This window comes from Pseudomonas sp. W15Feb9B (assembly GCF_000828175.1).
In the GTDB taxonomy this organism is placed as follows: Bacteria; Pseudomonadota; Gammaproteobacteria; order Pseudomonadales; family Pseudomonadaceae; genus Aquipseudomonas; species Aquipseudomonas parakoreensis.
Map to the genome: position 1 here is coordinate 108,805 of NZ_JTKF01000025.1, position 12,237 is coordinate 121,041.

Sequence of the window (12,237 nt, forward strand, 5' to 3'; positions counted from 1 at the left end):
ATCCTTGTAGGGCAATCCCTACCCCCAACCTTCCATCCCGCTGAGGCGATTCTCTCCTGCGCCCCGATTTGCGCGGCTGGCGCCAGCCACTAGGCTTAATCCACAGCAGTTACCAATAACAAAGGTGTGGGTATGAGCCAGGTCGATTCAAGCGCAGGGGCCAGTGACGTGCTGGTCAGCTTTCGTGGAGTGCAGAAGAGCTACGACGGCGAGAACCTGATCGTCAAAGACCTCAACCTGGACATTCGCAAAGGCGAGTTCCTGACCCTGCTCGGGCCGTCCGGCTCGGGCAAGACCACCAGCCTGATGATGCTCGCCGGGTTCGAAACGCCGACCGCTGGCGAAATCCTCCTGGCCGGCCGTGCCATCAACAACGTGCCGCCGCACAAGCGCGACATCGGCATGGTGTTCCAGAACTACGCGCTGTTCCCGCACATGACTGTGGCCGAGAACCTGGCCTTCCCGCTGACCGTGCGCGGCTTGAACAAGAGCGACGTCAGCGACAAGGTCAAGAAAGTCCTGAGCATGGTCCAGCTCGACGCGTTCGCCTCACGTTATCCGGCGCAACTCTCCGGCGGTCAGCAGCAGCGTGTAGCGCTGGCCCGGGCGCTGGTGTTCGAACCGCAACTGGTGCTGATGGACGAACCGCTGGGCGCGCTCGACAAGCAATTGCGCGAACACATGCAGATGGAGATCAAGCACCTGCACCAGCGCCTCGGCGTGACCGTGGTCTACGTGACCCACGACCAGGGTGAAGCGCTGACCATGTCCGACCGCGTCGCCGTGTTCCATCAGGGCGAAATCCAGCAGATCGCGCCGCCGCGCACCCTCTACGAAGAACCGAAAAACACCTTCGTCGCCAACTTCATCGGCGAGAACAACCGCCTCAACGGCCGCCTGCTCAGCCAGAGCGGCGAGCGTTGCGTGGTTGAGCTGGGCCGGGGTGAGAAGGTCGAGGCGCTGGCGGTCAACGTCGGCCAGACCGGCGAACCGGTGACCCTGTCGATCCGCCCGGAGCGCGTCAGCCTCAATGGCTCGAGCGACCAATGCGTCAACCGCTTCTCAGGGAGGGTGGCGGAATTCATCTATCTGGGCGACCACGTCCGGGTGCGCCTGGAAGTCTGCGGCAAGACCGACTTCTTCGTGAAACAGCCGATTGCCGAGCTCGATCCCGCGCTCGCGGTCGGGGACGTGGTACCGCTTGGCTGGCAGGTCGAGCACGTTCGCGCGCTCGACCCACTTCTAGAGGCGCACTAAAACGCCCCCGCAATACCAACACCAACCCTGCACGTGGAGAGAACAATAAATGTTGAGATCCCTGAAGTTCACCGCCCTGACCCTGGGCCTGATGGGTGCGGCCAGCGCGATGGCCGCCGGTCCCGATTTGACTGTGGTGTCGTTTGGCGGGGCGAACAAGGCGGCGCAAGTCAAAGCCTTCTACGCACCGTGGGAAGCAGCGGGTAACGGCAAGATCGTTGCCGGCGAGTACAACGGCGAAATGGCCAAGGTCAAAGCCATGGTCGATACCAAGAGTGTGTCGTGGGATCTGGTGGAAGTTGAATCGCCGGAGCTGTCCCGTGGTTGCGACGAAGACATGTTCGAACAACTCGACCCGGCGTTGTTCGGCAAAACCGAAGATTACGTCAAAGGCGCGATTCAGCCTTGCGGCGTGGGCTTCTTCGTCTGGTCGACCGTGCTCGCGTACAACGCTGACAAGCTGAAAACCGCGCCAACCAGCTGGGCCGATTTCTGGGACACCAAGAAATTCCCGGGCAAACGCGGCCTGCGCAAAGGCGCCAAGTACACCCTGGAATTCGCGCTGATGGCCGACGGTGTGGCGCCGAAAGACGTCTACAAAGAACTGGCGAGCAAGGGTGGTCAGGATCGTGCGTTCAAGAAACTGGATGAGCTGAAACCGAACATTCAGTGGTGGGAAGCAGGCGCCCAGCCACCGCAGTACCTCGCTTCCGGTGATGTGGTGATGAGCTCGGCCTACAACGGTCGCATCGCCGCCGTGCAGAAAGAATCCAACCTGAAAGTGGTGTGGAACGGCGGCATCTACGACTTCGACGCCTGGGCGATCCCGAAAGGTCTGGACAAGACCCGCGCCGATGCAGCGAAGAAATTCATCGCCTATTCGGTCCAGCCGCAACAGCAAAAGACCTATTCGGAAAACATCGCTTACGGCCCGGCCAACACTCAGGCAGTCCCACTGCTGAGCAAGGACGTGCTGAAAGACATGCCGACCACTCCGGAAAACATCGCCAACCAGGTGCAGATCGACGTCAGCTTCTGGGCTGACAACGGCGAGCAACTGGAGCAGCGCTTCAATTCCTGGGCTGCGAAGTAACCAAAACTCCAACTTCGGGAGCGAACTGTTGTGGCGAGGGAGCTTGCTCCCGCTGGGTTGCGAAGCAGCCCCAAAATACTTGTGAGTGCTGCGCACTCAAGCGGGAGCAAGCTCCCTCGCCACACGGCCAATTTCCACAAGTTGCATGAATTAGAAAGATCGATTTGCGGAGTACGTCATGGCCATCGCCGTTCCCCTGAACGAGGGCGCCAGCCCCACCTTGAAGCAGAAGCTCAAGCACGCCGAGCGGGTCAACCGCTGGAAGGCCCAGGCGTTGATTGCGCCGCTGGTGCTGTTTCTGTTGCTGGTGTTCCTGGTGCCGATCGTGGCGCTGCTCTATAAAAGCGTCGGTAACCCGGAAGTGGTCGGCGGCATGCCGCGCACCGTGGCGGCCATCGCCAGTTGGGACGGCCGCGGCCTGCCTGCTGAGCCAGTGTACAAAGCGGCTGGCGAAGACCTCGCCGAAGCCCGCAAGAACCAGACGCTGGGCGATCTGTCCAAGCGCTTGAACATGGAGTTGGCCGGCTATCGCAGCCTGCTGACCAAAACCGCCCGGGCGCTGCCCTTCGCCAGCGAACCGGCCTCCTATAAAGAAGCCCTCGAAGCGCTCGACGAGCGTTGGGGCGATCCGGCCTATTGGCAAGCGGTCAAACGCAACACCAGCAGCATCACCCCGTATTACCTGCTGGCGGCGGTCGATCACCGTATCGACGATCTCGGCGAACTGGCCCCGGCCACCCCGGATCAGGCGATCTACCTTGACATCTTCGCCCGCACGTTCTGGATGGGCCTGATCATCACCGTGATCTGCCTGTTCCTCGCTTATCCATTGGCTTACCTGCTGGCCAATTTGCCATCGCGGCAGAGCAACCTGCTGATGATTCTGGTGTTGCTGCCGTTCTGGACCTCGATTCTGGTGCGGGTTGCGGCGTGGATCGTGTTGCTGCAGTCGGGCGGGCTGATCAACAGCGCGCTGATGGCCATGGGCATCATCGATAAACCGCTGGAGCTGGTGTTCAACCGCACCGGGGTCTACATCTCGATGGTGCACATTCTGCTGCCGTTCATGATTCTGCCGATCTACAGCGTGATGAAAGGCATCTCGCCAACCTACATGCGTGCTGCGATTTCGCTGGGCTGCCATCCGTTCGCCAGTTTCTGGCGGGTGTATTTTCCGCAGACCTATGCCGGTGTCGGTGCCGGGTGTCTGTTGGTGTTCATCCTCGCCATCGGCTACTACATCACCCCGGCGCTGCTCGGCAGTCCGAACGATCAGATGGTCAGCTACTTCGTCGCGTTTTACACCAACACCAGCATCAACTGGGGCATGGCCACTGCGCTGGGCGGCTTGTTGCTGCTGGCGACCGTGGTGCTTTATCTGATCTACAGCTGGCTGGTGGGCGCCAGTCGCCTGCGCCTGAGCTAAGGGGAATTTGAAATGCTGAGTCCTTATATGTCGCCCATTGAACGGGTGTGGTTCTACAGCTTGCGGATCCTCTGCGGCCTGATCCTGCTGTTCCTGATTCTGCCGGTGCTGGTCATCGTGCCGCTGTCGTTCAACTCGGGCAGTTTCCTGGTGTATCCGCTGCAAGGTTTCTCGCTGCACTGGTATCAGGACTTCTTCGCCTCGGCGGAATGGATGCGTTCGTTGAAGAACAGCATCATCGTCGCTCCCGCGGCCACGGTGCTGGCGATGGTCTTCGGAACCCTGGCCGCGATCGGCCTGACCCGCGGCGATTTCCCCGGCAAGGCGCTGGTGATGGCGCTGGTGATTTCGCCGATGGTGGTGCCGGTGGTGATCATTGGTGTGGCGAGTTACCTGTTCTTCGCGCCGCTGGGGCTGGGTAACAGCTTCTTCTCGCTGATCGTGGTGCACGCGGTGCTCGGCGTGCCGTTCGTGATCATTACCGTGTCGGCGACGTTGCAGGGTTTCAACCACAATCTGGTGCGGGCGGCGGCCAGCCTTGGCGCATCGCCGCTGACCACCTTCCGCCGGGTGACTCTGCCGTTGATCGCACCGGGGGTGATTTCCGGGGCGCTGTTCGCCTTCGCCACGTCGTTCGATGAAGTGGTGGTGACGCTGTTCCTCGCCGGCCCCGAGCAAGCGACGCTGCCTCGGCAGATGTTCAGCGGCATTCGCGAGAACCTCAGTCCGACGATTGCGGCGGCGGCAACCTTGCTGATCGCCTTCTCCGTCATCCTGTTGCTGACCCTGGAATGGTTGCGTGGCCGTAGCGAGAAACTGCGTACCGCCCAGGTCTGACGCTGATCCCCTGTAGGAGCTGCCGAAGGCTGCGATCTTTTGATCTGGCTTTTTAAGATCAAAATCAAAAGATCGCAGCCTTCGGCAGCTCCTACATAGGAATGTTCGTGCGTACAGAAAATCTATGTGTGGTTGTCATTCATGGGGTGAATGGCAGACAACCCGGTTTCCCCAGCTACGCTTGTGCTCAGCTCCCACATCTATAAGAGGCTGCGCACGATGAGTCTGTCCCAGTTCAAAATCGCTCACAAACTGATCACCGGCGCCGGGGCCATCGAGCAACTGGCGGCGGAACTCACGCGGCTGGATATCGACAACCCGCTGATTGTCACCGACGCCGCGCTGGTCAAGTCCGGCACTGTGGAGCTGGCGCTGTGCCAATTGGGCGGGCGCGAGTACGAGATTTTTGATCGGGTGCTGCCGGACCCGGAAATCGCCATCGTAGAAGATTGCATGCGCGCGTACCGCGAGGGCGGGCATGACGGTTTGATCGGCCTCGGTGGCGGCAGTGCCATCGACATCGCCAAAAGCGTGGCGGCGTATGCCGGATACCACGGCGCGCTGGAAGACCTGTTCGGTGTCGATCAGGTGCCGCGCAAAGGCCCGCCGCTGATCGCCATTCCGACCACCGCCGGCACCGGTTCGGAAGTGACCAACGTCGCCATTCTCTCGGACAAGGTCGCGCAACTGAAGAAAGGCATCGTCAGCGACTACCTGTTGCCGGATGTGGCGCTGGTCAGTCCGCAGATGACCCTGACCTGCCCGCGCAGTGTCACCGCCGCCAGTGGTGTTGATGCGCTGGTGCATGCGATCGAATCCTATCTGTCGGTCAATGCCTCGCCCATTACCGACTCACTGGCTATCGGCGCTATCAAGTTGATTGCCAAAGCCCTGCCCAAGGCCTACGCCAATGGCAGCAATCTGCAGGCCCGGGAAGACATGGCCACCGCCAGCCTGATGGCCGGCATGGCGTTCGGCAATGCCGGGGTCGGCGCGGTGCATGCGTTGGCGTATCCGCTGGGCGGGCGTTTCAACATCGCCCACGGCGTCAGTAACGCCTTGCTGCTGCCGTATGTCATGACCTGGAACAAGATGGCCTGCGTCGAGCGCATGCAGGATATCGCCGAAGCCATGGGGGTGAAGACCGCTCATTTGAGCGCGACCGAGGCGGCGGACAAAGCCGTGCAGGCGATGACCGAGTTGTGCGCGTCAGTGGAAATTCCTGTCGGGTTGCGCAGTTTTGGCGTCCCGCAAGAGGCGATCCCGGCCATGGCCGTGGAGGCCGCGGGAATCGAGCGTTTGATGCGCAACAACCCGCGCAGGCTCAGCGCTGCGGATATCGAGAAGATCTACCGAGCGGCGTACTGATCATCGCGGTCACGGTGCGCGCACGGAAACTTGAGGTATACAATGCGCGCCATCGTGATTTAGCTCAGAAAAGGTGCGTCATGCAGCCCTTCGTAATTGCTCCGTCGATTCTCTCCGCCGACTTCGCCCGCCTCGGCGAAGAAGTGGACAACGTTCTGGCCGCCGGCGCCGACTTCGTTCACTTCGATGTCATGGACAACCACTACGTGCCGAACCTGACCATCGGCCCGATGGTCTGCGCCGCATTGCGCAAGTACGGCATCACCGCGCCGATCGACGCGCACCTGATGGTCAGCCCGGTGGATCGCATCGTCGGCGACTTCATCGAGGCCGGGGCCACCTACATCACCTTCCACCCGGAAGCCACGCTGCACGTCGATCGTTCGCTGCAACTGATCCGTGAAGGCGGCTGCAAATCCGGCCTGGTGTTCAACCCGGCGACCCCGCTGGACGTGCTCAAGTACGTGATCGACAAGGTCGACATGGTCTTGCTGATGAGCGTCAACCCGGGCTTCGGCGGGCAGAAGTTCATTCCTGGCACCCTCGACAAACTGCGCGAAGCGCGGGCGATCATCGATGCCTCGGGGCGTGATATCCGTCTGGAAATCGACGGCGGGGTCAACGTCAACAACATCCGCGAAATCGCGGCCGCTGGCGCTGACACCTTTGTGGCCGGCTCGGCGATCTTCAATGCGCCGAACTATCAGGAAGTCATCGACAAGATGCGTTCCGAACTGGCGCTGGCGCGCCCATGAGCGGTTTTGAGCAGCTGTTCCCGGGGCAACTGCCACGGTTGGTGATGTTCGATCTGGATGGCACGTTGATCGACTCGGTTCCCGACCTGGCGGCGGCGGTGGACACCATGCTGCTCTCCCTCGGCCGCAAGCCTGCCGGTATCGAGGCGGTACGCGAGTGGGTCGGCAATGGCGCACCGGTGCTGGTGCGCCGGGCGCTGGCCGGTGGCATCGATCATTCGGCGGTGGATGACGTCGAGGCCGAGCACGCGCTGGAAGTATTCATGGAAGCCTATGGCACGAGCCACGAGTTGACCGTGGTCTATCCCGGCGTGCGCGACACTCTCAAATGGCTGCACAAACAGGGCGTGGCCATGGCATTGATCACCAACAAGCCGGAGCGTTTTGTCGCGCCGCTGCTGGATCAGATGAAGATCGGCCGCTACTTCAAGTGGATCATCGGCGGCGACACCCTGCCGCAAAAGAAACCCGACCCGGCCGCGCTGTTCTTCGTGATGAAGATGGCCAACATTCCTGCCTCGCAATCGCTGTTCGTCGGCGATTCGCGCAGCGACGTGCTGGCGGCGAAAGCGGCGGGGGTCAAGTGCGTGGCGCTGAGCTACGGCTACAACCACGGTCGACCGATTGCCGAGGAATCCCCGGCACTGGTGATCGACGATCTGCGCAAGCTAATTCCCGGTTGCCTCGGTACAGCCGCTGAGATAACGTTGCCCGACGCTTCTCAATCCCATTCTGGAAACGCCATCGTGGTGGTCACCCGCAAACTCTGGATGAAAGTCATCAAGGCCCTGGCCCGCTGGCGTTGGCGCGCCTGACTGATGCCTGGCCGGTTTGCCGGCGCGTTTGCACACCTGACTGATTTGCCCCTCACACCACGAGGCACCCCATGATCCGCGAAGAATTCCTGCGCCTGGCCGCTGATGGCTACAACCGCATTCCGTTGGCCTGCGAAACCCTGGCCGACTTCGACACCCCGCTGTCGATCTACCTGAAACTGGCCGACCAACCCAACTCCTACCTGCTCGAATCGGTGCAGGGCGGCGAGAAATGGGGCCGTTACTCGATCATCGGCCTGCCGTGCCGCACCGTACTGCGGGTGCACGACCATCACGTAAGCATCACCGTCGATGGCGTCGAGACCGAAAGCCATGACGTTGAAGACCCGCTGGCCTTCGTCGAAACCTTCAAGGCCCGCTACAACGTGCCGACCATTGCCGGTCTGCCGCGTTTCAACGGTGGCCTGGTCGGTTATTTCGGTTATGACTGCGTGCGCTATGTCGAGAAGCGTCTGGGCAAATGCCCGAACCCTGATCCACTGGGCGTGCCGGACATTCTGCTGATGGTGTCCGATGCGGTGGTGGTGTTCGACAACCTCGCCGGCAAGATGCACGCGATTGTCCTCGCCGACCCGGCGCACGCCGATGCTTACGAGCAGGGTCAGGCGCAATTGCAGGCACTGCTGGAGAAACTGCGCCAGCCGATCACCCCGCGCCGTGGCCTGGATTTCAGCAAGCAACAAGCGGCTGATCCGCTGTTCCGCTCCAGTTTCACCCAGAGCGACTACGAAAAAGCCGTCGACACCATCAAGGAATACATCCTCGCTGGCGATTGCATGCAAGTGGTGCCGTCGCAGCGCATGTCGATCGACTTCAAGGCGGCGCCGATCGATCTGTATCGTGCGCTGCGTTGCTTCAACCCGACGCCGTACATGTACTTCTTCAACTTCGGCGACTTCCACGTCGTCGGCAGTTCGCCGGAAGTGCTGGTGCGGGTCGAAGACAACCTGATCACCGTGCGCCCGATTGCCGGCACTCGTCCACGCGGAGCCACCGAAGAAGCGGATCTGGCGCTGGAAGAGGATCTGCTGTCGGACGACAAGGAGATCGCCGAGCACTTGATGCTGATCGACCTCGGTCGTAACGACACCGGTCGTGTCTCGGAAATCGGATCGGTGAAGCTCACCGAGAAAATGGTCATCGAACGTTATTCCAACGTGATGCACATCGTCTCCAACGTCACCGGCCAGTTGAAGGCCGGGCTGACCGCGATGGACGCGCTGCGGGCGATTCTGCCGGCGGGCACCTTGTCTGGCGCACCGAAGATCCGTGCGATGGAAATCATCGACGAACTGGAGCCGGTCAAGCGTGGCGTGTATGGCGGTGCGGTCGGTTACTTCGCCTGGAACGGCAACATGGACACCGCGATTGCGATTCGTACCGCGGTGATCAAGAACGGCGAACTGCACGTGCAGGCCGGTGGCGGCATCGTGGCCGACTCGGTGCCGGCGCTGGAATGGGAAGAAACCCTGAACAAGCGCCGCGCGATGTTCCGTGCCGTGGCCCTGGCCGAGCAGACTCCGGACGCCTGATCCACATTGTCTCCTGTGGGAGCGAGCCTGCTCGCGAAGTGGGCGTGCCAGTCGCTATAGATGTTGGCTGATACTCCGCTTCGCGAGCAGGCTCGCTCCCAAATGGACTTTGTGTTCAGCCATAAAAAAACGCGGCGCCCATCAGGACGCCGCGTTTTTTATGCCTGCGCTAACCCTGTAGGAGCTGGCGCAGCCTGCGATCTTTTGCTTTCCCGCCTCAGAAGTCGAGACTGACCCCGACGTTCACCCCTTGCTGGGTAAAGTCATCATCCTTGCGCACGTTGTAGCTGGCGCGCAACGCCAAATCCTGCGTGAGCTTGTGGCTCACGCCCAGGTTCAGGCGATTGAGGTTGGTCTGCGGCTCGTAGCCTTCGAGCGTGAAGCGATTGTTCGGCAAGCTGTTGAGGTTGATGGTCAGATCCTGGCGATCGTCGTTGTACTCACGTTCGTGAGCGAACTCGCCGAACACTTCGGTCTGCGCCGTGATCTGGTACTTGCCCTGAATACCAAGGCCCAGACGCCGCGAGTTGCGCGACTGGTCATCGAAGGTCAGCGCCGTTGAGTCCGCACCTTTTTCCGAGTAACCGTCGACCTCGACCTTGCCAAAGTCGGCGCTGACGAACGGCGACAGGTGCCACGGACTGCTGGCCTGCTGCGCGATGTCGTAGCCGATGCGACCGCTGATCGCCAGCACGTAGCCATCGGTATCGCCTTTCTCCCCGCGCTCGTTGACCCCGAGCTGGAATTTACGCTTGAGGCTGTCGTAGTCGAGCTTGCCGGCGGTCATCGCCAGATCGCCCCACCAGCGGTTTTGTTGATACTGGGCGAACGCGGTGCCCATGTAAGAGTTGAGTTTGTATTCCGAATCGGCGTCGCCGGCCTCGAGTTTCTGGTTATAGAAACCGGCGGCCAATCCGACACGCCAGGCGTCGTTGACGCGATAGCTGCCGCCGATGTTCAGGTTGTAGCCGTTGCCGTCGGCACTGGCGGCGCTGTGCTGGCCGTCGAAGTCCTGATGCTGTCCGCCACCGGCGACAATCGCCCGCCATTGGCCCACGGCTTGCCAGTTTTCCCAGTCGGCCAGCCATTGATTGCGCAGTTCATCCTGATGCGCGCGTAACGAACCCTGGGCCATTTCCGGCAGCAGGGTCAGTTCCCACGGGGCGGCCAGCAGCGAGTAGGCGTAGTCGGCAATCAGGCGCTGGCCGGCTTCGGTCGGGTGCACCGAATCGTTGTAGATCAGCTTGGTCGGATCCGGTGTGGCGCTATTGATGCCGTATCGGGCGTTCTCGGTGCAACTGTTGCCGCTGAAGCAGGTGGCCGTCAGGTTCTGGTCGGTCGCGAGGCCGAACTGCGCCGGGTTGGCGAACGCTTCTTTGAGCAGCACCGGAATGTTCAGTGGAATGATTTCGGCGTTGATGCCCTGCAACTGGCTGACCAGTTCGGTGTTGAATTGGGCACTGAGCTGCGAGGTGAAGCTCTGCAGCGGCGAGCCGTTGATCGCCGGGGTCAGGCCGATGTCTGGCAACAGCCAGACCATGATGTATTTGGCGCCGGCACCTTGCAGCGTGCGCACGCTGTCGGCCAGTCGGTCAGCCGCCGAGCTGGCCTGATCGAGGCTGAGCACGCGGCCCTGAAGGAAGTCGTTGCCGCCCCCGGACAGGTAATACAGCGCGTTCGGATCAGCGCGGAAGCCATTCGACGGCAGATAACCGCTGCGCGTGCGTTCACCGGTGGCGGACTGGGTGGTGATCGAGTCGAGGATCTGGTCGGTACGGTAACCACCCACCGCCCAGTTGTTGCCATCGGCCAGACCTTCACCGGCCCGCACGGCCGAGGACGAGGAGGCGGTCTGATCGGGGCTGAAACCCAGTTTGCCGCCAATGATCTGGGTGGCGTTGAGGTCGCGGTTTTCCCCTGTGCCATCCTTGTACAATGGGCCGGTGCGGTTGGTGTAGCGCTGCGTGGCGCCGGCCGGGCCGCCGGTGTCCCTGAAGGTCCCGGCATCGTTCAGGCTGTCGCCGAACACGATGAAGTTCGAATAGGGCGCGGGTGCTGCGTAGGCCTGGGCGCAAGCCATGGCGAGCAGGCAACCGGCGAGCGGTACAAACAACGTCTGTTTGATCATGAGCAAGTCCGTTTATTTATTGTTGTAGGTGAACGAAACGACAGTACCAAAAACTCCCGGCATTTTGCCATCGGTCGCGAAGCCTCCCATAGTTTTGTCCCCCGTCAGCCCCGCCATATTGCACGCTCTGCCCAGCTAAGTTACTGTGCCGGAACGTATGAACGAGACCTTCCCCGTGTTGATCGTCTGCAAACTTCTGGATCAAGTCATCAAGGCACACGCCCGTTGGCGTTGGCGCGCCTGAATCTTTTCTGCCGGCCCGGCCGGATCTGTATCGCTTTGCCTTCCTTACCCGTTTGAAATGCCGCTGTGCCGACGCTCTCTGTGCGTCCGACATCGTGCAGCGCCCTGCGGGCAAGTCATCTGAAGGCTGTCTTCAAGTCAGAATTCAAGAGGTTCGAAACGCCATGTTGCTGATGATCGACAACTACGACTCCTTTACTTACAACGTTGTGCAATACCTCGGCGAGCTGGGTGCCGAGGTCAAAGTGGTGCGCAACGACGAACTGACCGTCGCCGAAATCGAAGCGCTCAACCCCGAGCGCATCGTGGTCTCGCCAGGTCCGTGCACGCCGACCGAAGCCGGCATCTCCATCGAAGCCATCAAATACTTCGCCGGCAAACTGCCAATCCTCGGCGTGTGCCTCGGCCATCAATCGATTGGCCAAGCGTTCGGCGGCGATGTGGTGCGTGCCCGTCAGGTGATGCACGGTAAGACTAGCCCGGTATTCCATGAGGACAAGGGCGTTTTCGCCGGTCTGAATCATCCGCTGACGGTTACCCGCTACCACTCGCTGATCGTCAAGCACGATACTTTGCCCGAGTGCCTTGAGCTGACCGCGTGGACGCAGCACGATGATGGTTCAGTCGACGAAATCATGGGCCTGCGGCACAAGACCCTGAACATTGAGGGCGTACAGTTCCACCCCGAGTCGATCCTCACCGAGCAGGGTCATGAACTGTTTGCCAACTTCCTCAAACAAACCGGCGGCACGCGCTAAGGAC

General features: G+C 61.1%; 10 protein-coding genes. 9 read left to right on the forward strand and 1 reads right to left on the reverse strand.

The features are described from left to right. Positions 1 to 132: 132 nt before the first annotated feature. The 8 genes from OC71_RS13920 to trpE all read left to right on the forward strand — a co-directional run bounded on the left by OC71_RS13920 (position 133) and on the right by trpE (position 9,104). A complete protein-coding gene (locus OC71_RS13920) occupies positions 133 to 1,257 on the forward strand; it encodes an ABC transporter ATP-binding protein (protein WP_041070094.1) in 1,125 nt (374 codons plus the stop codon). Between the two features lie 49 nt (positions 1,258 to 1,306). Then, complete coding sequence (locus tag OC71_RS13925; protein WP_041070096.1) at positions 1,307 to 2,350, forward strand: ABC transporter substrate-binding protein; 1,044 nt, start codon at positions 1,307 to 1,309, stop codon at positions 2,348 to 2,350. A 178-nt stretch (positions 2,351 to 2,528) separates the two neighbouring features. Beyond that, positions 2,529 to 3,776: an ABC transporter permease gene (locus tag OC71_RS13930; protein WP_041070099.1), complete on the forward strand. Its 1,248-nt coding sequence runs from the start codon at positions 2,529 to 2,531 to the stop codon at positions 3,774 to 3,776. Positions 3,777 to 3,788: 12 nt separating this feature from the next. Then, positions 3,789 to 4,613 (forward strand): ABC transporter permease, encoded by an 825-nt coding sequence (locus OC71_RS13935; protein WP_041070101.1) that lies wholly within the window; start codon positions 3,789 to 3,791, stop codon positions 4,611 to 4,613. A 219-nt stretch (positions 4,614 to 4,832) separates the two neighbouring features. After that, positions 4,833 to 5,981, forward strand: coding sequence for an iron-containing alcohol dehydrogenase (locus OC71_RS13940; RefSeq protein WP_041070104.1), 1,149 nt, complete (start codon positions 4,833 to 4,835; stop codon positions 5,979 to 5,981). 80 nt (positions 5,982 to 6,061) lie between these two features. Next, positions 6,062 to 6,736, forward strand: a complete 675-nt coding sequence (rpe, locus tag OC71_RS13945; RefSeq protein ID WP_003228808.1) for a ribulose-phosphate 3-epimerase — start codon at positions 6,062 to 6,064, stop codon at positions 6,734 to 6,736. Then, positions 6,733 to 7,551: a phosphoglycolate phosphatase gene (locus tag OC71_RS13950; RefSeq protein ID WP_041070107.1), complete on the forward strand. Its 819-nt coding sequence runs from the start codon at positions 6,733 to 6,735 to the stop codon at positions 7,549 to 7,551. Before rpe ends, OC71_RS13950 begins: the two co-directional genes overlap by 4 nt. A 71-nt stretch (positions 7,552 to 7,622) precedes the next feature. Further along, positions 7,623 to 9,104 carry an anthranilate synthase component I gene (gene trpE / locus OC71_RS13955; RefSeq protein ID WP_041070110.1) on the forward strand — a complete coding sequence of 494 codons (1,482 nt, stop codon included), beginning with the start codon at positions 7,623 to 7,625 and terminating at the stop codon, positions 9,102 to 9,104. 217 nt (positions 9,105 to 9,321) lie between these two features. Here the strand turns inward: trpE and estP are convergent, their stop codons facing one another. Beyond that, the gene (gene estP, locus OC71_RS13960; protein WP_041070114.1) at positions 9,322 to 11,232 is read right to left on the reverse strand and encodes an esterase EstP; all 1,911 of its coding nucleotides are present in this window, start codon (positions 11,230 to 11,232) and stop codon (positions 9,322 to 9,324) included. Positions 11,233 to 11,639: 407 nt separating this feature from the next. Here estP and OC71_RS13965 point away from each other — a divergent pair, with 407 nt between their 5' ends. Further along, the gene (locus tag OC71_RS13965) at positions 11,640 to 12,233 is read left to right on the forward strand and encodes an aminodeoxychorismate/anthranilate synthase component II (protein WP_041070117.1); all 594 of its coding nucleotides are present in this window, start codon (positions 11,640 to 11,642) and stop codon (positions 12,231 to 12,233) included. The last annotated feature ends 4 nt before the right edge of the window (positions 12,234 to 12,237 follow it).